Annotated in this window: 20 protein-coding genes; 14 read left to right on the plus strand and 6 right to left on the minus strand. The window is 68.4% G+C overall.

The window, feature by feature from the left end; all coding sequences use genetic code 11:
* Positions 1 to 4: 4 nt before the first annotated feature.
* The 3 genes from ACZ54P_RS19470 to ACZ54P_RS19480 are packed head-to-tail and all read left to right on the plus strand — an operon-like array spanning position 5 to position 3,063.
* Positions 5 to 796 carry a molybdenum cofactor biosynthesis F family protein gene (locus tag ACZ54P_RS19470; RefSeq protein ID WP_465462944.1) on the plus strand — a complete coding sequence of 264 codons (792 nt, stop codon included), beginning with the start codon at positions 5 to 7 and terminating at the stop codon, positions 794 to 796.
* Positions 797 to 799: 3 nt separating this feature from the next.
* On the plus strand, positions 800 to 2,434 hold the full coding sequence (locus ACZ54P_RS19475; RefSeq protein WP_465462945.1) for an amidohydrolase: 1,635 nt from the start codon (positions 800 to 802) through the stop codon (positions 2,432 to 2,434).
* A gap of 41 nt (positions 2,435 to 2,475) precedes the next feature.
* Positions 2,476 to 3,063, plus strand: a complete 588-nt coding sequence (locus ACZ54P_RS19480) for a TetR/AcrR family transcriptional regulator (protein ID WP_465462946.1) — start codon at positions 2,476 to 2,478, stop codon at positions 3,061 to 3,063.
* A 504-nt stretch (positions 3,064 to 3,567) separates the two neighbouring features.
* Here the strand turns inward: ACZ54P_RS19480 and ACZ54P_RS19485 are convergent.
* Both ACZ54P_RS19485 and ACZ54P_RS19490 read right to left on the minus strand, forming a co-directional pair.
* Positions 3,568 to 4,503, minus strand: a complete 936-nt coding sequence (locus ACZ54P_RS19485; RefSeq protein WP_465462947.1) for an alpha/beta hydrolase — start codon at positions 4,501 to 4,503, stop codon at positions 3,568 to 3,570.
* Complete coding sequence (locus ACZ54P_RS19490) at positions 4,500 to 5,486, minus strand: methyltransferase (RefSeq protein WP_465462948.1); 987 nt, start codon at positions 5,484 to 5,486, stop codon at positions 4,500 to 4,502. Before ACZ54P_RS19490 ends, ACZ54P_RS19485 begins: the two co-directional genes overlap by 4 nt.
* Positions 5,487 to 5,720: 234 nt before the next feature.
* Between ACZ54P_RS19490 and ACZ54P_RS19495 the strand changes: the two genes are divergently transcribed.
* The 5 genes from ACZ54P_RS19495 to ACZ54P_RS19515 all read left to right on the plus strand — a co-directional run bounded on the left by ACZ54P_RS19495 (position 5,721) and on the right by ACZ54P_RS19515 (position 11,627).
* The gene (locus ACZ54P_RS19495) at positions 5,721 to 7,463 is read left to right on the plus strand and encodes a dipeptide ABC transporter ATP-binding protein (RefSeq protein ID WP_465462949.1); all 1,743 of its coding nucleotides are present in this window, start codon (positions 5,721 to 5,723) and stop codon (positions 7,461 to 7,463) included.
* Positions 7,460 to 9,040, plus strand: a complete 1,581-nt coding sequence (locus ACZ54P_RS19500) for an ABC transporter substrate-binding protein (RefSeq protein ID WP_465462950.1) — start codon at positions 7,460 to 7,462, stop codon at positions 9,038 to 9,040. Before ACZ54P_RS19495 ends, ACZ54P_RS19500 begins: the two co-directional genes overlap by 4 nt.
* On the plus strand, positions 9,037 to 9,981 hold the full coding sequence (locus ACZ54P_RS19505) for an ABC transporter permease (protein WP_465462951.1): 945 nt from the start codon (positions 9,037 to 9,039) through the stop codon (positions 9,979 to 9,981). The genes ACZ54P_RS19500 and ACZ54P_RS19505 overlap by 4 nt, the downstream gene beginning before the upstream one ends.
* Entirely contained in the window at positions 9,978 to 10,898 is a 921-nt protein-coding gene (locus ACZ54P_RS19510; protein WP_465462952.1) for an ABC transporter permease, read from the plus strand. Before ACZ54P_RS19505 ends, ACZ54P_RS19510 begins: the two co-directional genes overlap by 4 nt.
* A gap of 75 nt (positions 10,899 to 10,973) precedes the next feature.
* Positions 10,974 to 11,627, plus strand: coding sequence for an alpha/beta fold hydrolase (locus ACZ54P_RS19515; RefSeq protein WP_465462953.1), 654 nt, complete (start codon positions 10,974 to 10,976; stop codon positions 11,625 to 11,627).
* 200 nt (positions 11,628 to 11,827) lie between these two features.
* On the opposite strand, the gene ACZ54P_RS19520 is transcribed toward ACZ54P_RS19515, so the two are convergent.
* Positions 11,828 to 12,769 carry an aldo/keto reductase gene (locus tag ACZ54P_RS19520; protein ID WP_465462954.1) on the minus strand — a complete coding sequence of 314 codons (942 nt, stop codon included), beginning with the start codon at positions 12,767 to 12,769 and terminating at the stop codon, positions 11,828 to 11,830.
* A gap of 69 nt (positions 12,770 to 12,838) precedes the next feature.
* On the opposite strand from ACZ54P_RS19520, the gene ACZ54P_RS19525 reads away from it, so the two are divergent.
* A complete protein-coding gene (locus ACZ54P_RS19525) occupies positions 12,839 to 13,555 on the plus strand; it encodes an SDR family NAD(P)-dependent oxidoreductase (protein WP_465463143.1) in 717 nt (238 codons plus the stop codon).
* Here the strand turns inward: ACZ54P_RS19525 and ACZ54P_RS19530 are convergent.
* Positions 13,472 to 14,851, minus strand: coding sequence for an amidohydrolase (locus ACZ54P_RS19530; protein ID WP_465462955.1), 1,380 nt, complete (start codon positions 14,849 to 14,851; stop codon positions 13,472 to 13,474). The genes ACZ54P_RS19525 and ACZ54P_RS19530 overlap by 84 nt on opposite strands.
* Positions 14,852 to 14,901: 50 nt before the next feature.
* On the opposite strand from ACZ54P_RS19530, the gene ACZ54P_RS19535 reads away from it, so the two are divergent.
* Genes ACZ54P_RS19535 through ACZ54P_RS19545 form a run of 3 tightly spaced genes read left to right on the plus strand, consistent with a single transcriptional unit; the run spans position 14,902 to position 17,896 of the window.
* The gene (locus tag ACZ54P_RS19535; protein WP_465462956.1) at positions 14,902 to 16,005 is read left to right on the plus strand and encodes a zinc-binding dehydrogenase; all 1,104 of its coding nucleotides are present in this window, start codon (positions 14,902 to 14,904) and stop codon (positions 16,003 to 16,005) included.
* An 8-nt stretch (positions 16,006 to 16,013) separates the two neighbouring features.
* Positions 16,014 to 16,973 (plus strand): aldo/keto reductase, encoded by a 960-nt coding sequence (locus ACZ54P_RS19540; RefSeq protein ID WP_465462957.1) that lies wholly within the window; start codon positions 16,014 to 16,016, stop codon positions 16,971 to 16,973.
* Entirely contained in the window at positions 16,970 to 17,896 is a 927-nt protein-coding gene (locus ACZ54P_RS19545) for an alpha/beta hydrolase (protein ID WP_465462958.1), read from the plus strand. Before ACZ54P_RS19540 ends, ACZ54P_RS19545 begins: the two co-directional genes overlap by 4 nt.
* Here the strand turns inward: ACZ54P_RS19545 and ACZ54P_RS19550 are convergent.
* Positions 17,880 to 19,325 carry a GMC family oxidoreductase gene (locus ACZ54P_RS19550; RefSeq protein ID WP_465462959.1) on the minus strand — a complete coding sequence of 482 codons (1,446 nt, stop codon included), beginning with the start codon at positions 19,323 to 19,325 and terminating at the stop codon, positions 17,880 to 17,882. The two genes, ACZ54P_RS19545 and ACZ54P_RS19550, sit on opposite strands and share 17 nt — an antisense overlap.
* 138 nt (positions 19,326 to 19,463) lie before the next feature.
* Between ACZ54P_RS19550 and ACZ54P_RS19555 the strand changes: the two genes are divergently transcribed.
* Both ACZ54P_RS19555 and ACZ54P_RS19560 read left to right on the plus strand, forming a co-directional pair.
* Positions 19,464 to 20,897, plus strand: a complete 1,434-nt coding sequence (locus ACZ54P_RS19555) for an aldehyde dehydrogenase family protein (RefSeq protein WP_465462960.1) — start codon at positions 19,464 to 19,466, stop codon at positions 20,895 to 20,897.
* On the plus strand, positions 20,894 to 21,565 hold the full coding sequence (locus ACZ54P_RS19560) for a GntR family transcriptional regulator (protein ID WP_465462961.1): 672 nt from the start codon (positions 20,894 to 20,896) through the stop codon (positions 21,563 to 21,565). The genes ACZ54P_RS19555 and ACZ54P_RS19560 overlap by 4 nt, the downstream gene beginning before the upstream one ends.
* A 250-nt stretch (positions 21,566 to 21,815) precedes the next feature.
* Here the strand turns inward: ACZ54P_RS19560 and ACZ54P_RS19565 are convergent, their stop codons facing one another.
* Positions 21,816 to 22,709: a helix-turn-helix domain-containing protein gene (locus tag ACZ54P_RS19565; protein ID WP_465462962.1), complete on the minus strand. Its 894-nt coding sequence runs from the start codon at positions 22,707 to 22,709 to the stop codon at positions 21,816 to 21,818.
* Positions 22,710 to 22,786 lie beyond the last annotated feature (77 nt).

Below are 22,786 nucleotides of genomic sequence, written 5' to 3' on the forward strand. Positions count from 1 at the left end.
CTCCATGCCCGAACTGACCCTGTCCGACACGTCCACCTGGCTGCCGCTGGACGGCCTGGCCCCCGGTTTCGACGCGAACAAGGCCCCCACGGTCGGCGACCTGCACGGCCGCACTTTCGAACTCGCCTGCGAGGACGGCACCACGTTCACCGCGGCCTTCTCCGGCACCCGGATCGACTGGACCTACCAAGGGTCCGGCACCGACCGCTGCGAGACGTTCCTGGTCGACGACGACCTGTACTACGTCCAGTTCCACCCTCAGGCCCGCCAGGAAGAGGCGGTCACCCTGCTGCTCGACGTGCGGCGCGGCCGCGCGCTCGTCGTGCTGAGCAAGATCGGCGACACCTCGCCGCGGGTCACGCAGACCTTCCTGGCCGCCACGATCGGCGGGATCGAGCCCAGTGGCGAGTCGCTCGCCCCCACCACGTCGCTGGTCGGCCGCCGGGTGCTGTGGGTGTACAGCACCGCGCACGCCTACGAGCACGTGTACCTCAGCCCGCACTGGTACACCTGGCAGTGTCTCGCCGGACCGGAAAAGGGGCTCGCGGACACCGACGAGAACTCGGTCTACGAACTGCGGCCCGGCATCTACGTTTTCGCCTGGCGGGAGAAGGTGATCCCGTGCGCGTCGGTGACCGTCGCCGACCACCGCGACGCGAAGCGGTTGCGCTCGCACGGTGTCCTGTTCGGACTGGACGCCACCGGGACCACGCCGACCCACTTCACCTTCGGCGCGCACGGCAAGCTCCTGAGCACCACCGTGCACCCCGAGGCGTACGACCCGGCCGGGAGCTGAGCCTTGACCGCCGACCTCATCTTCACCAACGCCAAGGTGTACACAGTGGACGGTGTCCGGCCCTGGGCGTCGTCACTGGCGATCAAGGACGGTCGCGTCCTGTCCCTCGAGGACATGGAACGCGGGCCGTCCACCGAGGTCGTCGACCTCGACGGCGCGTTCGTGATGCCCGGCCTGGTCGACGTGCACAACCACCACGCCCTCGCCGGCCGCTCCGCCCTGTTCGAGCTGAACTTCGGCGTGGACGCCGGTCTCAACGACATCCTCGCGGCGGTCCGGGCACGGGCCGCCGGGCTCGGGCCGGACGAGTGGGTGATCGGCGGGGCCTGGGCGTCCACTTTGGTCAGCACCTTGTCGCGGTCTTCCGCGAGGCACGCGCTCGACGATGCCGCGGGCGGTCGTCCGGTCATGCTCTCGGACGACAGCAGGCACAACCGCTGGGTGAGCAGCCGGGCCTTGGCGCTGGCGGGCATCACCACCTCGACACCCGATCCGGCGGGCGGGGAAATCATCCGGGACCCGTCGACCGGTGAACCCGCCGGCGTCCTGCTCGAAGCCGCCGGCGTCGCGGTGGAGCGAGCGCTCAGCGAGACACGGACGCTCACCGACGAGCAGCACGCGGCGGCGTCGCGGCACGGGATCGGCACGCTGCATGCGTACGGGGTCACCGCGTTCCAGGACGCCGGAGTCTCCTCGGACATCCTGCGGGCACTGAAGTCCCTCGACGACGCGGGGGAACTGCACGCGTGGGTCGTGTCGTCGCTGCTGATCAACGACCCGATCTTCGGTTTCGACCCGATCGGCGCGCCGCTGCTGGAGGTCGCTGGGCGGTACCGGAGCGAGCACCACCGGCCGGACTTCGTGAAGATCTTCCTCGACGGTGTCCCGCCGACGCGCACGGCCGCGTTCCTGGAGCCCTACCTGCCGGACGACGTGCACGGCGCCTGTCATCACGGAGCCACCACCATGCCCGGTGACGAACTCGTGGGCTGGCTGCGCACCGCGGCCGCGGCCGGGCTGTCGGCCAAGGTCCACTGCACCGGTGACGCGTCGGTGCGCGCGACGCTCGACGCCGTCGAAAAAGTGCGGGCCGAGGGCTTCGGTGAAGCGCGTTTCCAGGTCGCGCACGGCCAGTTCGTGCACCCCGACGACCTCCCGCGCTTCGCCGCGCTGGGCGTCGCCGCGGACATCTCGCCGTTCCTGTGGGTCCCCGGCGTCATCCCGGCGGCCATCGCGGAGGTCCTGCCCGGCGAGCGGGCCGGGCGGATGCAGCCGAACCGGTCGCTGCTCGACGAGGGCGCGCTGGTCGCGGGCGGTTCGGACTGGCCGGTCAGCGAGTCGCCGAACGCGTGGGAGGGCATCCACGGCCTCGTCACCCGCCAGGACCCGACCGGCACGTTCCCCGGCGCGCTGTGGCCGGAGCAGGCCATCACCCTGGCCGAGGCGATCGAGGTCTTCACCCTCTCCGCCGCCCGCGCGATGGGCGTCGACGACGTCACCGGTTCGCTGGTCCCCGGGAAGTCGGCGGATTTCGTCGTACTGGACCGGGATCCGTTCCAGACCGATCCGTCGGCGCTGGTCAAGACGAACGTGACGCAAACGTGGTTCGCCGGGCACCGCGTGTATCAGCGGGACTGATCTCCTACACTGGTAGAAGAACCAGTGCGGGAGGTCTGCCGATGCCGAAGATCATCGACCACGACGAGCGGCGAAGTCATATCGTCGACGTCACCTGGGAACTGATCACCCAGGGCGGGATCGAGGCCGCCACCATGCGCGAGATCGCGGCCGCCGCCGGTTTCGCCAACGGGGCGCTGAAGCTGTACTTCCCGAGCAAGGAAGACATCATCCAGGCCACCTACGAGCGTGCGCTCGGCATGATGCGCGAGTACGTCGAACTGGACGGACTGCGCGGACTGGTCGCGCTCCGCGAGCTGTGCGTCTCGTCGTTGCCGATCGACGAGGACCGCATCGCCGCGGGGCGCGTCCTGCTCACCTTCTGGCAGCTCTCGCTGACCAACCCGAAACTGCAGGACAAGTACCTCGAACACATCCGCTCGTGGCGCGGGCTGCTGCACCGGTATCTCGCCGAGGGCCGGGAGGACGGCGACATCGTCACCGAGACCCCCGACGAGCAACTGGTCGACGAGGTCGTGCTGATCAACGCCGGGGCGAACGTGATGAGCCTGGTCGCCGGGGAGTTCTCGACCGTCGCCCTGCAGCGGCAACACCTCGAGTCCTTCTTCGACCGCCTGACCCGCCCCTGACCCTCCCCGCTCGCCCTTTGTCCACAAGGGACGATTGCCTGGAGACGTCTGATCGGCGAGGTTTCGCAGGAGGTCGTGAGTGGCGATTCGGGTTATCGAGAGGTAAGGCAAACGTGGCGTATTGCGTGCGACGTCGGCGCGCGCCGCGGTCTGATGTCTCCAATGCGGCATTGGGGACGCTGACTGTCTCCAATGCCACATCGGGGACATGACCGGATCCCTCAACGAGGTGTCGCGAAAGCCACTTTCGGGACACCACATGTCCCGAAAGTGGCTTTCGCGACATGAGGGCGAGCGTCGGCTTCAAGGGGAACGCGCAACGCAGAGGTGCCGACCACGACAACTTTTGCCTTGTCCCTCCATAGAACCCGAATCGCCACTCACGACCACCCCAGTCCAGCCCACCCTCACCGGCAGCTCCGAACCAGGAAATCCGTGAAGGCCTCCTTCCCTACCTTGAGAGTAGGGAAGGAGGCCTTCGCAGACCGCGACGAAATGCGGCGGTCAGGGGCGGGGGTCGAAGACGCGGGTCAGGAAGCTCGCCACGTGCCGGTGCGAGCGGGGCGAAGCGGGAAGATCCGTATAGAGGCCATAGAAGCCGTGGATTTGCCCCGAGTACCGCGTCATCTCCACGCGCGTCCCGGCGTCGGCCAGTCGCCGCGCGAACTCCTCGCCCTCGTCTCGCAGGACGTCGTACTCGGCCGTCAGCACGAGCGCCGGCGGGAGCCTCGTCAGGTCGGAGGCCCGCAACGGCAGCAGATACGGATCGTTCAGCTGCGCCGGGTCCGACACGTACTGATCGAAGAAGAACCGCATCGCCCCGGCCGTCATACCGAACCCCTCGGCGAAGTCCACATAGGACCGGAAGCCGTCGTCCGGATGACCGTAGACCGGGCAGATCAGCACCTGTGCGGCCAACGGCGGCCCACTCCGGTCGCGGGACATCATCGAGACCACTGTGGACAGATTCCCACCGGCACTCTCCCCGCCGATCGCGATCCGGCCCGGGTCCACCGCCGATCCGGCACCGCCCGCGGCGAGCCATTCGACGACGGCGTAGCAGTCGTCCGGGGCAGCCGGGAACGGATGCTCGGGCGCGAGCCGGTAGTCCACCGCGACGACGGCGACCTTCGCCGCGTTGCACACCGCCCGCGACGCGACCTCGTTCTCGTCGATCGAACCGATCGTCCACCCGCCGCCGTGGATCCACACGAAAGCCGGCACCGGCGAGGCGACGTCGGGCAGGTAGATCCGCACGCGCACGCCGGAGGGCAGGACGTGGTCGGCGACGGAGGCGACCTCTTCGACCGTTTCCGGTCGTCGCCACGAGGCGGCGAAAGCGGCGCGCAACTCGGCGGCCGTCGGCGGCGTGGCCGGCGCTTCGGGCGCGACACTGCGGGCGAGCAGCTCCTTGACGGCGGGATCGAGCGTCACGGTCACACCGCTTCCGCGACGAGCACACGCGGGCTGCCCGGCAGCGTGAGCCGGTCGGCCACCCGCCAGCCCGCCGCGCTCAGCCACTCCCGGACCTCGGCCTCCGGATAGACGACCGTTCCGTCGATCACCAGGTACTCCCCCGCGTGCAGCGCGTCGATCGGCCGCTGGACGGCGTCGTCGTCGAGGAAGAAGTCGAGCAGCAGCAGAGTCGCGCCCGGCGCCGCGGCCGCGCGGGCGTTACGCAGGATCTCCGCGTTCTGGTTCGCGTCGAAGCGGTGGACGACGTGGTTGACCATCACCAGGTCGAACGCGCCTTCGGGCCGCGCGGTGGGGGTCTGCGCGCCGACGACGGCGGCGCGGTCCGCGAATCCCGCCTCGGCCACCGCGGTGGTGACCGATTCGGTGAAGCCCGGGTCGAAGACGAACGTCGTGTGCAGGTCCTGGGTGGTCTTCATGGCCTCGACCGCGAACGCGCTGGAGAGCCCGCCGAGGTCCAGGAGCTTCCGGTGCGGGCCGAAATCAAACGCGTTCACCAGCATCTTGGCGTGCAGGGCGTTATACGTCATGACGCCGGCCATGAACGTGCCCCAGCGCGCGTCGTCCATTTCCAGTTTCCCGGGCTCGCCACTGTCGGCGGTGTCCTGGAACTGCAGCCAATGCGGGTAGCTGATCGAGTCCAGGAAGGTCAAGAACGGCGCCAGATCGAGGTCTCCGCCGCCGAGGTACTCCGCCGTGTCGGCGGCCAGCGCGTAACGTCCGTCCACACGGGACAGCAGTCCGAGTGATGACATGGTGTCACCGAGGATGTGGACGATCTTCGCCGGCTTGCCGGTCTTCCCCGCCAGTTCCGCGACCGTCAGCGGCCCGTCGGCGAGCGCGGCGAACAGACCGATCCGGCTCGCCGCGAAGAGTTGCTTGGCCGCCATGTAGCCCACGGCGATGTCCACGATCCGCTCGGGACCGGCGGTTTTGGTCGACCCACTCACGGGTGGCCTCCTTAGCTCGTTTCCGCCGAGAGTCTACAGGCGTAGACAAAAGAATCCAGTGCCAGTTTCCGCCCACTGCCAGGGAAAACCGGTCGGATATCAACTTCCTACATTCGTAGAATATACCCATTGACAGGCACCTCCCCCAGTGTCAACATGCGTAGAACTACCCCCGCCGGAGGCCAGCTCCCCGGCAGTGCGGTCCGCTTCGGGCGGGCTCGGGAAAGGGGATTCATGACCCTGCTCGAATTACGGGAACTGACCGTCGGCGTGATCGCCGACGAGACCGAACGCGAACTGGTCCGCGAACTTTCGTTCGATCTCGAACAAGGCCGGACACTCTGCGTGGTCGGCGAATCCGGCAGCGGCAAAACGGTGACGGCCTTGTCGATCATCCGGTTGCTGGAGTTCGTCGCGCCGGTGTTCACCCGCGGTGAAATCACCGTCGACGGCGTGGACGTCACACGGCTTTCCGCCGACGAGATGCGCGCGTACCGCGGCCCGCGGATCGGCATGATCTTCCAGGAGGCTTTGGATTCACTCAACCCGAGCCAGCGGGTCGGCAAACAGCTGATCGAGGCCTATCGGAAACCCGGTTCGCTGCCGCGCCAGGCCGCCCGCAAGGGCACCGCGCTGCACCGCGAGGCCGAGACGAAGGCACGGGGACTGCTGAAAGAAGTCGGCCTCACCGACACCGACCGTGTGCTATCGCTGTACCCGCACCAGATGTCGGGCGGGATGCAGCAGCGGGTGATGATCGCGCTCGCCCTGATGGCCGACCCCGGCCTGCTGATCGCCGACGAGCCGACCACGGCCCTGGACGTGACGACGCAGGCCGAAATCCTCACCCTGTTCGATCGCGTCCGCCGCGACCACGGCACCGCGTGCGTCTTCATCACACACGACATGGGCGTCGCCGCGCAGGTGGCCGACCGGATCGCGGTGATGTACCGCGGCGAACTGGTCGAACTCGGGTCCAAAGAGGACATTCTGAGCGCACCGAAGCACCCCTACACCAAGGCGTTGCTCGACTGCGTACCGAAACTCGGGGTGAGCAGACGCGACGGCTTCCCCACCATCTCCGAAGCACTCCTCGAAGCCGCGATGAACGGCGAATCGGCGGTCGCGACCGAAACCAGGACGCTGAGCCGTACCACTCGGCACGACGACGGCGAGGGCACCGCGCTCGTCATCGACTCGGTGTCCAAAGTGTACGGACGGCGCGGCCGGTTCTCCCTGAACCGCCAACCTGAGGTGCACGCGGTCAAGGGCGTCTCGCTGGAGATCGCGCCCGGTGAGTTCTTCGGGCTGGTCGGGGAATCCGGTTCGGGCAAGACCACGCTGGGCCGGCTGGTGAGCGCGCTCGAACCACCCACCGAAGGCAGCATCACCTTCGGAGAGCACCGGTGCACGCCGTCCGGTCTCGACGGCGACGAGCGCGCGTTCCGCCGCCGCTCGCAACTCATCTTCCAGGACCCGCAAAGCTCGCTCGATCCCCGGCACACCGCCGCCCGGATCATCGCCGAACCGCTGCGCGAACTGACCGGTCTTCGCGGCGCCGAACTCGATCGCCGGGTCACCGAACTGATCGACGAGGTCGGTCTCCCCTCCGACACCGCCAAGAAACTGCCCTCGCAGCTCTCCGGCGGACAACGGCAGCGTGTCTCGATCGCCCGCGCGATCGCAGCCGAACCCGACCTCATCGTCGCCGACGAGCCCACCTCCGCGCTCGACGTCTCGGTCCAGGGCCAGGTGATGAACCTGCTGCTCGACCTGCGGCGTACCCGCGCGCTCAGCTTCCTGTTCATCACGCACAACCTCAGCCTGGTGCTCTCGGTCGCCGACCGCGTCGGCGTGATGTACCGGGGCGAGCTGATCGAAATCGGCGATCCGGACCGGATCCGGCTCCACCCCCGGCACGACTACACCCGCCGCCTGCTCGCGGCGAACCCCGATACAGGAGTGCGGAACCCATGAGACGAACCCTGACCACGGCCACGCTCGGCATGGCCACCGTCCTGTTGCTCAGCTCGTGCATGGGAGGGCAGGCGGGCGGTGGCGCGGCCGACGGTCCCCCGAAGCCGGGCGGCAACCTGAACGTCGCGGTGCCCACCGACCCGCAGTCGCTCGACATGGTCGCGAACCCCGGCCAGGTGACCGCGCATATCGGCAACATGATGTACGAGAAACTGTTCGAAGTGGACCGAGGCTTCACCGCCCGGCCGATGCTGGTCCAGGACTACACCACCAGCCCGGACAGGCTCACCTACACCTTCAAGCTGCGCCAGGGCGTCACCTTCCACGACGGCAGCCCGCTGACCTCCGAGGACGTCGTGGCGAGCCTGAAGCGGTGGCAGCAGGTCCACCGCACCGGCCAGCTGGTCACCCCGGACATCGAGACGATCACCCCGGCCGATCCGGCGACGGTGACCATCAAGCTCAAGCAGCCGCGCTATCCGCTGATCAACGAACTCGCCGGGGCGGGCACGGAGATCTACGAGGCGAAGAACCTCACCGGTGTCCCGCCGACCGGGTTCGGCCAGGACAAGGCCGTCGGGACCGGGCCGTACAAGCTCAAGAGCTGGGACATCGGCCGCGAATTGGTACTGGAGCGCTACCAGGGCTACAAATCCCGGTCCGAAGAGGACTGGGGCGGTCAGGCGGGTGCCAAGCACGCGTATCTGGACACCGTGACCTACAAGGTGGTCTCCGATCAGGACGCGCTGATCAACGGCCTGCAGACCGGGCAGTGGGACCACATCATGCCCACCAACGACCAGTACGAGACGTTGCGCGACAATCCGGCCGTGGTCGTGCACAACCTGCCCGGCGGCAACGAAAACGTCGTCATCCCGAACTTCAACACCGGTTCGAAGTTCGCCGATCCGCGCGCCCGTGAGGCACTGAACCTGCTGCTGGACAAGCCCGCGATCAACGCGGCCACCGGCGGCAGCAAGGACCTCACCCTCGAAACCGGCGCCTTCGCCTCGCCGGACAACAAACAGTTCTATTCCACCGCGGGCGAGGACGTCTACAAGAAGCACGATCCGGAGAAGGCCAAGCAGCTGCTCGCCGAGGTCGGCATCACCGCCGGCGCGACGATCCGCATCGTCACCACCAACTCCTACCCCGAATTCGGCAAGTGGGCCGTGCTCATCCAGGACGGCCTGTCGAAGATCGGCATCAACACCAAGATCGACACCTTCGACTTCGCCACCATGCTCGGCACCCTGACCAAGGAGCCGGGTGGCTGGGACATCACCACCTTGTTCTTCGATTCGGCGCTGACCTCGCCCGCGCAGATGCCGGCGCTCACCCTGGGCACGCTGAACGGGTCGTCCTCGCCCGAACTCGACGCGCTCATGGCCGAATACAACGCGTCGACGACGCCCGAGCAGGCCAAGACGGTGGTGGACAAGATGCAGGCGTTCACCTGGAAGCAGCTGTCCGTCATCACGCTGAGCCAGTCCAAGCTGTATGCGGCCTACTCCCCCAAGCTCAAGGGCTACGGCGACTTCTACCGCGTCTTCTGGAACGCTTGGCTGGCGTCATGACCGGTCTGCTGCTGCGCAGGCTGCGCGACCTGCTGATCATCCTGGTGATCGTCGGGACGATGATGTTCTTCGTCATCCGGCTCATCCCCGGCGATCCGGCACAGGCCATCCTCGGCCCGACCGCGCGTCCGTCCGATGTGGACGCGCTGCGGGAGAGCATGGGGCTGAACGGGACGCTGTGGGAGCAGTATCTCAGCTGGGCCGGGAACGTGCTGCGAGGCGATTTCGGCACATCGATCACCTACCACGCGCCGGTGCTCGGAGTGGTCGCCGACCACATCCTGCCGACGCTGACGCTGGCCGTGCTGTCCACCGTGATCAGCTTCTTCCTCTCGGTCGCGATCACCTCCTGGCAGGCGGTCGCGCCGCGCAACCCGGTGGCGCGGGCACTGGACCGGTTCTCCGCGCTGGGCATGGCGATGCCGGACTTCTGGATCTCGCTGATGCTCGTGCTGGTGTTCTCGGTGACGCTGCGCTGGTTCCCGTCCAGTGGCTACGAGAACCTGTTCACCGATCCGGCGACGGCGGTGCCCGCACTGGTGCTGCCGCTGACCGTCTTGGTCATCGGGCAGACCGCGTTGTTCGTGCTCACCCTGCGCGAAAGCCTGCTCGGCGAACTGCCGCTGGCGTATCTGCGCACCGCACGGGTCAAAGGGCTCTCGGAGCGGCAGGTGATGACCAAACACGTCCTGCCGAACGCGCTGATGCCACTGATCACCCAGCTGGGCAGCAACTTCGCCATGCTGGTCGGCGGGATCGTGATCATCGAGTCCATCTTCGTCGTGCCCGGGCTCGGTCATCTGCTGATGGGCGCGGTGTCCACCCGCGACTTCCCGTTGATCCAGGGCGTGACCCTGTTCGTCGCGGTGTTGTTCGTCCTGGTCAACCTGCTGGTGGACCTGTCGTACGCACTGCTCGACCCGAAGGTGCGTGTCTCGTGAGCGTGGTTCTGGCGGAAACAACACCCTCGGTGCGGGAAGTGCCCTCGGCCGGTCGCGCGGCGAGGCTGTTCCGGCGCAACCGGATGCTGGTCATCACCACCGTGCTGCTGGCGCTGATCGTCCTGGCCGTGGTCGTGCTGCCGTTCTTCCTGCCCAGTGTCAGCGCGACCGATCCGGTCAACCGGCTGTTGCCGCCGTCGGCCGCGCATCCCCTCGGCACGGACTCGTTCGGCCGCGACGTCCTCGCCAGGCTGGTGTCGGGCGGGCGGGCGTCGCTCGGGCTCTCCGCGCTGATCACCCTGTGCGCGGCTTTCAGCGGTCTGGTGATCGGGCTGATCAGCGGGTTCTTCCGGGCGGCGGACGCGGTGCTGATGCGGCTGATGGACGCCTGGATGTCGTTCCCCGCGATCATCCTCGCGATGGCGCTGGCGATCTCGCTCGGCGCGAGCATCTGGACCGAACTGATCGCGCTGACGGTGATCTTCACGCCGTTCACCGCCCGCGTCATCCGCAGCCGGGTGCTCGGCATCGCCGGCCGGGCCTACATCGGCGCGGCCCGGGTTTCCGGGATGAGCAGGGGGAAGATCCTCGTCGTGCACGTGTTCCCGAACGTGCTTCCGCTGGCGCTGGTGCAGGTGGTGATCCTGTCCGCGGCGGCGATGCTCGTCGACGGTGCGATGAGCTTCCTCGGTCTCGGCATCGCACCCCCGACCCCGACCTGGGGCAACATGATCGCCGAGGGCCGGTCGTATCTGGTGCAGGCACCGTGGCTGGTGATCGCGCCCGGCGTGGCGATCATGGTGTGCGTTTTTTTGCTGAACCTCATCGGCTCGTCGCTGCGGATCGCCGTCGACGCCCGCGCGCGGACGCTGAGCGAACTGCAGCGCCTGCGCACCCGCCGCCCCTCCGGCAGTTGAGAAAGGATCCCTTTGTCCGCCACTACTTCCCTGACCGTGCGCCGCTTCACCCCTCCGGCACCTTCAGGTCCGCCCGTGCTGCTGGTGCACGGCTTCGCTTCCGACGGGCACACGGACTGGATCACCACGGGGTGGCCCGCCGCGCTCACCGCGGCGGGCCGCGAAGTGCTCGTGCCCGACCTGCCCGCTCACGGCTCCAGCCCCGCTTTCCCGGGTTCACTGGGCGCCACCGCGATCGTCACGGAACTGACGCGGCTCGTTTCGGATCTGTCCGAAGTGGACGTCGTCGGGTATTCGCTGGGCGCCCGGCTGTCCTGGGAACTGCCCGCGCGGGCCCCGGTCCGGCGGCTCGTGCTGGCGGGGGTGAGCCCGTTCGAGCCGTTCGGCGCCGTCGACGTCGCGGCCGCGCTGGCGTTCGCCGAGGGCGGCAAGGCGCCGTCGGATCCGCTGACGGGCATGATCGCGCACATGATCACCGCGCCGGGACGGAATCCGGCCGCGCTCGCGCGGTGTATCGAGGATCTGCGCGCTGAGCCTTTCTCGCCGGTCTCGGGCGCTCTTTCGGTGCCGACCCGGTTCGTGGCCGGTAGCGATGACCCGGTGAGTCAGGGGATCGAGACGCTGGTCGAGCTGGTGCCGGGCGCGGATCTCGTGCGGGTGCCCGGGGACCACGGTGGAGCTTTGCGGAGCCCGGAGTTCAAGGCAGCCGTGCTGGAGTTCCTCGGCTGAGATTTCGCCCCGACGCGCGCGCCATGAAAGGTCCTTTCCTTGCAAAATTCGCAAGGAAAGGACCTTTCACAGCATGGCAGGTGGGAACGTTCGCGAGGGAGCGACGGACACTGGGGTAGACCGACTCCCAACCGCAATGAAGGACGCTTTCATCGCAAAATTTGCGATGAAAGCGTCCTTCATTGCGTCCCTGAGGACAGTCAGAAGGTGCCATCGGCGGCGACCGAACGGTCCAGCCAGAGATCCTCCAGAGCCGCCCGAACCTCCGCACCGTGTCCGGAGGCCAGCCGTACCGCGCCCAAGTTGTCCTCTAATTGCGCAAGGCGGCTCACGCCGAACAACACGTTCGCCACCGGCCCGTACGCGAGACAGAACGCGATAGCCAGCTGCGAAGAACTCACCCCGAACTCCCCCGCCACCTCGGTGACACGCGAGGCGGCGGCACCGATCGCGTCCCGGATCCCGCCCGGATCGGCGCCGACCTTCCGCGCCGGAGTCTTGCCGAGCAGCACGCCGCCCTCGAACACGTCCGACGCCTGCAAGGTCAACCGCCCGGCCTCGAAATGCGCACCGTAAAAGGGACCTTCGGCCATGGAACGCCGGGCGACGCTGTACTTCAACTGGGCGAAACTCGGCGCAGGCAGCCCCTCAGCAGAAGCGAACTCCAGTGCGAGATCGAGGTCCGCGGCTTGCCAGTTGTTCACACCCCACACGTCGAACCGGCCGAGCCGGATCTGCTCGGCCACCTCGGTGACGATCCGCGGGATGTCCGGTCGCTCGAAATAGTCGCCGACTACGACGGCCTCCGCGCGGTCGACGCCGATCCGGTCGAACGAGTTCGCGAGCTGCTCGGCGAAACCGGTGTTCGGGTAGTCCCAGAGCCAGAGTTTCCCGCACAGCTGATATTCGTCGCGCTTGATCCCGGCCGCCCGGATGGCCTCACCGAAAAGGACGTCCGTGCGGGATTGTTCGGAATGCGGCCCCATGTTGTAGTGGGCCACGTCGAACAGGGTGACTCGAGCGTCGATCGCGTGCCGGATCAGGCGCACCGCGTCGTCGAAGTCCATGCGGTCCCAGGTGTTCCACGAGCCGAGGCCGAGCGCCGAGGTGGCGAAGCCCAGTCCGTTCTGCTTTTCGTGCACGAGATTTCCTTTCGCCGGCAACGGAAACCATTTTTAGTCTACGATCGTAGAATGAACAAGAGACTCGTAGTGGTGACCGGCGGCGCCAGCGGTATCGGCCGCGGCGTCGCCGAAGCGTTCCAGTCCGCGGGCGACCGGGTGGTCATCGCCGACGTCGACGCGCGCGCGGCCCACGATCTGGCGGGCGAACTCGGCGCGGAGCACGTCGAACTCGACATTTCCGACCCGGGCTCGGTCGAGGACGCGCTGGCCCTCGTCACCGGCCGGTTCGGCCCGGTGGACGTCCTGGTCAACAACGCCGGTCTCGCCGGAGGCGGGGGCCCCTTGGTGGGACTGGACATCGGCGTCTTCGACCTGTGCCTGCGGGTGAACTTCCGCGGCACCTTCCTGATGACCCGGGCGGTCGGCGCGCACATGCTCGAAGCGGGCACCCGTGGCGCGATCGTCAACATCACCTCCATCGGCGCCCGGCAACCCACACCCGGGCTCGGCCACTACGAAGCCACCAAGGCCGCGGTCGAGGCACTCACCCGCTCGGCCGCGCTCGAACTCGCGCCGCACGGCATCCGGGTCAACGCCGTCGCGCCCGGTCCGGTGCTCACGCCGATGACCGCCGGCTTCGCTTCCGACACCGCGGCCCGCGCGGCGTGGGAAGCGAGGATTCCGCTGGGGACCATCGCTTCCGTCGCCGACGTGGTGCCGTCAGTCCTGTTCCTCGCCTCCGCCGACGCCGGCCATCTCACCGGGGTCAGCCTCCAGGTCGACGGCGGGCAGCTGCTCACCTGAGTACACGACGCGGCCGCCGGACACGGTGAGTTCGACATCGACGTCCGGCAGGTCCGCGAAGGCGACCTCAAGTGGATTCGCCGCCAGCACACAGAAATCGGCGACGCGGCCCATGGTCAATGTCCCCTTCCACGACGCCGCCCCGTCCTGCTCGGCGGCCGCGACCGTGTAACAACGCAGCAGCCGGGTCATCAGCATGGCGTCCACTTCGGACACTTCCAGGATCCGGGCCGCCGCGGCGATGTGCACCCGCCAGTCCGGGGTGACCACCGGCGCATCACTGCTCAAGGTCAACGGAACGCCCGAGGCCAGCATCTCCGCCAGCGGCCAGGCACGGGCACCGACCTCGGCGCCCAGCGCCTCCGAAAGCATTCCCCGCATCGCCACCGCGATCGCGGGCTGAGTGGTCAGGCCGATTCCCGCCGCGGCCATCCGCGCCAGCTGGTCCGTGGTCACCAGGTCACCGTGGACGAGATGATCGCCTCGGCGGAGCGACCCGAGCGCGACCTCGATGCTGCGATCCCCGGTGGCATGCACGGCGACCACCATCCCGGCGTCGTGGGCGAGCCTGATCATCGCGGCGAGATTGCCCGCGCGATCCGGGTCGTCGCCGCCGTCGACGAGCAGCGCACCGTGTGAACCGTCGGCGTAGCAGTGATTCGTCCACGCGGACCGCATCGGCGGGATGCCGTCGGCGAAGATCTTCACCCCGGGCACGGTGAGCCACGACGGATCCGCCGCCGGGACCGGTGTCGCGAGTCCACGCTCGAAGTCCGCCAGCGAACTGGCGCCGTCCAGCAGGCCGAACAGCCGCAACGCGGTCACCCTAGCTCGCAGCAGGCCTTCCGCGGCCAGTGCCGCGTATTCCTCCAGTACCTCGGCGCCGAAGCAGCCCGACTCCCCCGGCCCCAGGCCCGGCTCGGTGTAGCTCGTGATGCCGAGTGACGCGCACAGCTCGCCCGCCCGCAGGATGGCGGCCCGCCGTTCGCGTGCGGTACGCACCGTTTTCTCTTCGCCTCCGGAGAATCCCGCGGCACCGATGAGCGTGTCCGGCCATCGGGCGCCGAGCCAGGTCGCGTGCAGGTGGGAATCGTTGATACCGGGCAAAACCGTTCTGCCCGCGAGGTCGATCACTTCGGTTTCCGGGCCGATGTGATCCAGGGCCACATCGCCGACGGCGACGATCCGGCCATCACGCACCGCCATCGCCCGTACGACGGTGTCCGCCGGATCGAAGGTGCGGATCGGGCCGCCGCGGACCACGAGCGATGCGGGGCGAATACGTTGCGACGGCATGGTTTCCTCCAGGATCTGGACTTTTTCTCCTACGACTGTAGACTAAAAAGATGGTCAACAGAACCGAAGCGGCGGTGCTCACCGAACACGGGTCCGCGCTCACCCTGCGGGAACTGCCGCTGCCGGAGGAACCGGAACCGGGCGCCGCGCTGGTCCGGATCACCTGCACCACCCTGTGCGGCACCGACGTGCATCTCTGGTCGGGCCAGATGACCTTCCCCGGCATGCTCCCGATGGTGCTGGGGCACGAAATGGTCGGTGAGGTGGTGGCCGTCGGGCCGGGTACCACCGACACCCTCGGCCGCGAGATCGCCGATGGCGACCGCATCGGCTGGTCCGAGTCCACCTGCGGAAGGTGTCACGGCTGCACGATCCTGCGTGAGCCGGTCGCCTGCGAGAAGCGCGGCTACGGGTTCCTCCAGCGCTCCGACGTCTTTCCCTACGCCACCGGCGGTCTCGTCCGGTACTGCTACGTGACTCCCGGCGCGGCCAAACTCCTTCTGCCGGACGACGTCAAGGACACCTGGGCCTCGATGTCGGGCTGCGCGGGCAAAACCGTGTTGCGGGCGGTCGCGCGCTCGGGCGGGATCCGGCCCGGTGCGACGGTCGTGGTCCAGGGCGCCGGCGCGCTCGGCGTGTTCGCCACGGCCGTCGCGCGGATCTCCGGCGCCGGCGACGTGATCACCATCGGCGGACCCGCCGATCGGCTCAAGACCGCCGAGCGTTTCGGTGCCACCGCGACAATCCCCGTTGACTGCAGCGCCGAAGACCGCATCGAACGGGTCAAGGAACTCACCGGGGGCCGCGGCGCCGACCACGTCTTCGACTTCGCCGGTGGCCCCACCATCGGCGCGGAGGCGGTGGCCTTCGCCGCGCAGCGCGGCACGATCGCGATCGTCGGCTCCACCGGTCCCGCCCCCTCCCCGGTGGCACTGGGCACCGTGATGGGCAAGGAACTCACGGTCGTCGGCTCCCTCAACGGCGACATCGCCGACTACCACCGCTCGGTGGAGTTCTTCCGCACTTTCGCCGACCGAATGCCCTGGGACGAACTGTTCAGCGCACCCGTCGGACTGTCCGAAGCTTCGCAGAGCGTCGAGTCGATGTCGCGGCTCGGCGAACTCAAAGCCGTCATCGATCCCCGTCTTCCCTAGGAGACCCCATGTCCGTCATCCCCCAGCGCCGGATCGGCCGGGACGGCCCGCTCACCGGCGTACTCTCGCTCGGTTCCTGGCACACCTATGACCGGATGGACTTCCGCGAGGCGGTGAACCTCGTCCGGACCGCGGTCGATCGCGGGATCACGCTCTTCGACGTCGGCGTCTACGGATTCCCCGGCAGTACACCGGTCTACACCGACGTGCTGTTCTCCGCCATGGTCCGGGCGGCCGGGCTCGACCGGGACGACTATCTGCTCTCGGCGAAGCTCTGGCTGGAGGGCTATCCGGAGCACAACCTCCGCGACCAACTGGACAACGCGCTGTTCCGCGCCGGGGTCGAACACGCCGATCTGGTGGTGTTGGGCGATCTCCGGCGCGACGACACCGACCTGCGCCAACTGGTGCTGGACCTGAACGAACTCCGGGCAGCGGGGCTCATCCGGCAGTGGGGCGTCAACAACTGGTCCGCCGCCACGATCCAGGCCCTGCACGACTTCGCCGCGGCGGAGAACGTGCCCGGACCCGCCATCGCGCAACTGAAGTACAGCGTCGCCCGGCGGTCCATTCCGGACGGTGAGCCCTTCAAGAAGGTCTTCGGCGAACTCGGCGTCACGCTGCAGTCCTCGGACATCTTCGAGGGCGGGATCCTGCTGGGCAAGAACAGCGGCGCGCGCCAGGTCGGCCGCGACCCCGGCGACATCCGCGAACGCATCGCCGCCTCCGCCCCGGAACTCGCGAAACTCGCGAACGAACTCGGTGCGACGGCGGCACAACTGTGCCTGGCCTTCACTCTCACGCACCCGGCCAACACGACCACGCTCTTCGGTGCGACCAGTACCGATCAGCTCAAGGACAACCTCGGCGCGGTCGACCTCGTCGAGCGGGTGGGCGCGGAGAAGTTGCGCGAACTCGTCGAGCCGTACTGGGCGGACCGGGGTGTCGTCGATCCGGAGGGCCCGTGACGGCCTTCGATCCCGAACTCGCCGAAGCCCTCGAAGGCCTGCCGTCCGGGCCACCGCTCGGTGCCGAGTCGCTCGCGAGTGTCCGTGAGGCGCTGGCCGACGGGAACCCGACGTGTGCCGAGGCGATCGGCGACCGGGACCTCGTCTGGGAAGACCACACCGTGCCCGGTACAGACGTCGTCGTCACCGTGCTCAAACCCCGGCGTCCCGAACGGGGCGCGCCGGGGTTCTACAACATCCACGGTGGCGGAATGGTGCTGGACGACCGGTTCGCCGACCTGCCCCGGATGGTCGCGCTCGTCGAGGAGTTCGGCTTCGTCGCGGTGACCGTGGACTACCGGCTGGCACCCGAACATCCGCATCCGGCGCCGCTCGAAGACTGCTACGCGGGGTTGATCTGGATGGTCGAAAACGCCGGTGAACTCGGTTTCGATCCCGGCCGCCTGATCGTCGGCGGCGGCAGTGCGGGCGGCGGGCTCAGCGCGGGAATCGCCTTGCTGGCCAGGGACCGCGGTGGTCCGGCCTTGGCCGGTCAGTTATTGCTGTGCCCGATGATCGACAGCCGCAACGATTCCGCGTCCACAGTGGAATTCGCCGAACGTGGCGTCTGGAGCCGAGAGGCCAACGAATTCGGCTGGCGATCGCTCCTGAAAGGACAGACGTCGCCGTACGCGGTCCCGGCGACCGCGGAAGACCTCACCGGGCTGCCACCCGCCTTCATCGAGGTCGGTGCGGCGGAGATCTTCCGTGACGAGGACGTCGCTTACGCGCGGCGCCTCTGGCGAGCGGGCGTGCCCACCGAATTGCACGTCTGGGCGGGCGCGTACCACGGTTTCGACCGGATCGCGCCGGACAGCGAGGTGACCCGGGCCGCGCTCGCCACCCGGGCCTCCTGGCTGCGCCGCACTATCGGCCGAGGATGAACCTGGCCGCTTGCTCACCGACCAGCACCGCCGGCGCGTTGGTGTTGCCCGTGGTCACGCGTGGCAGCACCGACGCGTCGGCGATCCGGAGCCCTTCGAGTCCGTGCACGGCCAGCGTCGGATCGACCACGGCCAGCTCGCCGGTGCCCATCCGGCAGGTCCCGACCTGGTGGTGATAGGTGATGGCAGTCCGGCGGACGTAGTCACGGACATCGGTGTCCGGTCCCGGATACAGCTCGCGGGCGCCCCAGTCCTCCGCCAGCGCGGGTGCCCGGCCGATCTCCCGGCACTGCTCCACCGACGCGACCAGGCTCTCGAAGTCGGCCGGGTCTTCCAGTGCGGCGAGGTCGATGAGCGGTTCGTCGAGCGGGCTCGGGCCGGAGAGCCGCAGGCTGCCCCGGCTGCGCGGCGTGACCATGCCCGCCATCAGCGAGAACCCGGTCTCGGGGCCGGTCATCCATGCTTCGTACATCGGCACGCTGAAGTGGATGGGCTGGGTGTCGGGCACGGCGAGACCGGGACGGCTGCGCCAGAACAGATGGGTCTGGGTCACCGAGCGACCGGGCGCGGGCGGCTCGACCTGACGGCGATCGGTCGCGAAGATGACCGGTGAGAGCAGGTGATCGTGCAGGTTCTTGCCGACGCCCGGCAGATCAACGACGACGTCGATGCCCTGGGCGGCCAGTTCGTCCGCCGGACCGACGCCGCTGCGCAGCAGGATCGCCGGTGACGCCAGCGCGCCCGCGGCGAGCACGACCTCGTCGGCGAAGACCTTGCGCAGCTCGCCGTCGACCTCGGCCAGTACACCGGTCACCCGGTCGCCCTCGAACAGCAACCGGTGGACGAGCGCTCCCGTGTGGACGGTCATCCGGTCCGCGACGGGGAACCCGTAGGCGAGCCAGGTGTTGAGCCGTTTCCCGTCCCGCGTGGTGACGCGCTGCACCGACACGCCGTCGAGTTCGTCGCCGTTGTAGTCAGGATTGAACGGCAGACCGGTCTGCACAGCGGCGTCCACAATGGACTGCTGGATCGGGTGGAGTGGCTCGTTCGGCACGACGTCGAGCAAGTCCTTCTCGATCCGCTCGAACACCGGGCGCACGTCGTCCCACCGCCAGCCGGGCAGGTCCCAGCCGTCGTAGTCGGCGGGGGCACCGCGCACCCAGATCATCGCGTTGAGCGAATGCGACCCGCCGAGCACCTTGCCGCGTGGTAGATGCAGCCGCCGGTTCGCCGCGTGCGGCTGCGGCACGGTGTAGTGGTCCCAGTCCTCCGGGCCGTGCCACAGCTCGCCCGCCCGCGAGGGGTCGTGGATGGCCGGGTTGGTGTCCGGCCCGCCCGCTTCGAGCAGGGTGACCCACGCCCCGGAGTCGGCCAGTCTCCTGGCGACCACCGAACCGGCCGAACCCGCTCCCACCACGATGACGTCCATGTCCACCACCCTCGCAAGGCGGGACGCCGTCCGGCGGATTCGGTTCGCTGGCCGACAATCGGCGTGCCCTGGCGAGCAAGACCGGGAAGCCGGTGGCGCCCGATACTCGATCACATCCAGGTCGAGGAGGAGCTAGCCATGGCCACAAGCCTGTTCATCGACGGACAGTGGACCGCCGCCGGAGGCGGATCCCTGCCGACGTACGATCCGGCCACAGGCCAGGTGATCGAGGAGGTCGGCACCGCGTCGGCCGCCGACGTCGACGCCGCCGTCGGTGCCGCCCGGAAGGCACTGAACGACCCCGCGTGGGCGGGCCTGCTGCCGGTTCAGCGGGCCGCGCTGCTGTTCAAGCTGGCGGCACTGGTCGACGAGCACCACGAGGAACTGGCCGCGCTCGAAACACGCGACCAGGGGCAGCCGATCGGTATCTCCCGCCAGGTCAGCGTCACCGGCGCGGCCGAGCATTTGCGGTACTTCGCCGGCTGGGTGACCAAGATCCAGGGCACCACCAACCCGGTGTCCTTCCCGGACACCCTGCACTACACCCGCCGCGAGCCGGTCGGGGTGAACGCGCTGATCACGCCGTGGAACTTCCCGCTGATGATCCTGGTGTGGAAACTCGCGCCCGCCCTGGCCACCGGGAACACGGTGGTGATCAAGCCCAGTGAGGTCACGCCACTGACCAGCATCCGGCTGGTGGAATTGGTGCGCGAGGCCGGGTTCCCGCCGGGCGTGGTCAATCTGGTCACCGGCGACGGCGCGGTGGGCGCGCTCCTGAGCAAGCACGACGACGTCGACCACCTGTCCTACACCGGGTCGACCGCGGTCGGAAAGCTGATCACGTCCGCCAGCGCGGAGTCCAATCTCAAACGGCTCACCCTCGAACTCGGCGGCAAGGCACCCAGCATCATCGCCTCGGACGCCGACATCGACGCCGCCGTCGCGGGCAACCTGGCGGGCGCGACCCTGAACAGCGGACAGGTTTGTGCCGCGTACACCCGGTTCTTCGTCGACCGCAAGCGCGAACAGGAGTTCGTCGCGAAACTGGCCGCCGGGCTCGAAAGTCTCAAGCTCGGGCCCGGCCTGGACGAGTCCACTCAGCTCGGGCCGCTGGTGTCCGCGAAACACCGCGAGCACGTGGACTTCCTCGTCTCGACAGGTCGCGAACAGGGCGCCGACCTGGTCACCGGCGGCCAGGTCGTCGATCGCGAAGGCTACTTCTACTCGCCGACGCTGTTCGCCGGCGTCGCCGACGACATGACGATCATGCGCGAAGAGATCTTCGGGCCGGTCCTCGCCGTCACCGCCTACGACGATCCGGACGAGCTGCTGGCGCGCGCGAACGACACCGAGTACGGGCTCGCGGCCACCGTGTGGACCCGCGACCTCGGTGTCGCGCACCGGTTCGCCAACGGCATCCGGGCGGGCGCGGTGTTCGTCAACATGCCGCCGATCCCCGACATGGCCGCGCCGTGGGGCGGCTACAAGGCGTCCGGCTGGGGCCGCGAGATGGGACCGTGGGCGATCGACGCGTACACCGAGACCAAATCCGTCTGGCTGCACTACTCGTGACCGCGGGCGACGCGGTGAACGGGACCGCGAAGAGCAAGTCGCAGATCGCCTACCACTGGCTCAAGGCGCGGATCGACGACGGCACCTTCTCCCCCGGCTACCGCCTCGTGTTCGGGCAAATCGCGCAGGAACTCGGGGTCAGCACGGTGCCCGTACGCGAAGCGGTCCGGCGGCTGGAAGCCGAAGGGCTGGTGACCTACGAGCACAACATCGGCGCGCAGGTCGCGATGGCCGACGAGAGCGACTACCAGCACACGATGCAGACGCTCGCCCTGGTCGAGGGCTACGCCGCGGCGCTGGCGGCGCCGTCGTTGCCCGGCAAGGCACTCGAGGAGGCCAAGGGACTCAACGCGGAACTGACCGCCTGCCTCGACAACTTCGAGCCGTCGCGGTTCACCGCGCTGAACCGCGACTTCCACCGCGTCCTGTTCGGCACCTGCCCCAACCCGCAGGTGCTCGATCTGGTCATCCGCGGCTGGAACCGGCTGGCCGGGCTGCGCACGTCGACGTTCAGCTTCGTCCCCGGGCGCGCGCACGAATCCGTGCTGGAGCACCAGAAGATCCTCGACCTGTTCGACAGGAAGGCGCCTGCCGGGGAGATCGAACTGGCCGTGCGGGAGCACCGGCTGACGACGCTGGAGACGTTCCTCGCCTGGCGGCATCCCTAGGCTGTCGTGAGTGGTAATGACGGGTGTTTGAGGGGTAAGGCAAACGTGGCGTGCCGTGAAGGCTTCTATGCCGGGTAGCGGTCTTCGCGCTGTGTCGGAAAAGCCACTTTGGGCCCTTCAGCAATGCGAAAGCGGCTTTCGCGGCATCTCGTTGAGGGGGTCGGGAGCCGGGCATGTCCCCAATGCCACTTTGGAGACGGTCAGCGTCCCCAAAGCCACGTTGGGGACATCACGACCCGCCCCCACCTCCCTAGGACGGCACGGCCTCCGGTGGCGGGAAGGCGTAGAAGCGCACGGAAAGCTCCTGCTCGCCTGGCATCGAGCGTCGACGGCGTTGGCAGTACCGGTTGATCAGCTCGCGGTATTCGGCGTCCAGTGCGCGGAATTCCTCTTCGGTCAGCCGCGTCGAGGTCCGCTGAGCCGTCGCCCACGGGCCGAACTCGTCGCGATGCGACGCGGCCCAGGACAGTAGCGCGACCTCGTTCTCGTACTTCGCGTCGAGGAACGCGGTGACCCGCTCCCGGTCCGCGCCGTCGTAGTCCTCCGGTTTCGGCTCGCGCAGGTCCTGCGGGAGCGAGACCCACTCCCCTTTCCGGCCACGACGCACGAAACCGTTGTCCTGCAAGGTTTTCAGACATTCGGCAACCTCGGCCCGTTTGAGTCCGGTGTTCCGCGCCACCTGTTCGGCGGTGGCGGGCAGTTCGCGTGTCACCCGCTGGTATCGCGGGTCTTCCCGCAGCTCGATGTCACGCAAGGTCACGGTCCGCTGGGGCATCGCCGTGCTCAGCAGCCGCCTTGCGGCGAGGGCCAGGACCACGGCGACCGGGATCTCGACGAAAGCCGCGAGCGCGACACTGGCCCACCGCTCGTCCGACGTCCAGCCGAGCATGACGTCGAACCACGCGTCGCAGCACAACAGCGCGGCCGTGGCCGACAGCAGCGGGACGGCCGCCCGGCGGCGGCGCAACCCGAGCCATGCCCCTGCCGCGAAGCAGACCAGGAGTGCGACGTCGAATCCGACCCAGGCCGCGCGCCATTGGCCGGTGTCGTACCGGTCGGGCAGCGTATGCGCGAGGTAGACGGTCCACGGCACGAGGCAGACCGCCGCCCCCGCGAGGAGGACGAGGAGTATCCGTCGGATCATGATCACGACGTTAAGAGCGGGTGCCGCCACCGGCATCCGGGATTCTCCCTGGTTCTCGCGAGGCTTGAGTCTCCCCC

The sequence above is a fragment of the Amycolatopsis sp. NPDC034160 genome (assembly GCF_055575355.1).

What these genes read in the sequence shown, in the direction of transcription:
- ACZ54P_RS19470 (WP_465462944.1), top strand. Translation starts at nt 5, where the DNA reads ATGCCCGAACTGACCCTGTCCGACACGTCCACCTGGCTGCCGCTGGAC.
- ACZ54P_RS19480 (WP_465462946.1), top strand. Translation starts at nt 2,476, where the DNA reads ATGCCGAAGATCATCGACCACGACGAGCGGCGAAGTCATATCGTCGAC.
- ACZ54P_RS19495 (WP_465462949.1), top strand. Translation starts at nt 5,721, where the DNA reads ATGACCCTGCTCGAATTACGGGAACTGACCGTCGGCGTGATCGCCGAC.
- ACZ54P_RS19500 (WP_465462950.1), top strand. Translation starts at nt 7,460, where the DNA reads ATGAGACGAACCCTGACCACGGCCACGCTCGGCATGGCCACCGTCCTG.
- ACZ54P_RS19505 (WP_465462951.1), top strand. Translation starts at nt 9,037, where the DNA reads ATGACCGGTCTGCTGCTGCGCAGGCTGCGCGACCTGCTGATCATCCTG.
- ACZ54P_RS19530 (WP_465462955.1), bottom strand. Translation starts at nt 14,851, where the DNA reads ATGCCGTCGCAACGTATTCGCCCCGCATCGCTCGTGGTCCGCGGCGGC.
- ACZ54P_RS19535 (WP_465462956.1), top strand. Translation starts at nt 14,902, where the DNA reads ATGGTCAACAGAACCGAAGCGGCGGTGCTCACCGAACACGGGTCCGCG.
- ACZ54P_RS19540 (WP_465462957.1), top strand. Translation starts at nt 16,014, where the DNA reads ATGTCCGTCATCCCCCAGCGCCGGATCGGCCGGGACGGCCCGCTCACC.
- ACZ54P_RS19550 (WP_465462959.1), bottom strand. Translation starts at nt 19,325, where the DNA reads ATGGACGTCATCGTGGTGGGAGCGGGTTCGGCCGGTTCGGTGGTCGCC.
- ACZ54P_RS19555 (WP_465462960.1), top strand. Translation starts at nt 19,464, where the DNA reads ATGGCCACAAGCCTGTTCATCGACGGACAGTGGACCGCCGCCGGAGGC.
- ACZ54P_RS19565 (WP_465462962.1), bottom strand. Translation starts at nt 22,709, where the DNA reads ATGATCCGACGGATACTCCTCGTCCTCCTCGCGGGGGCGGCGGTCTGC.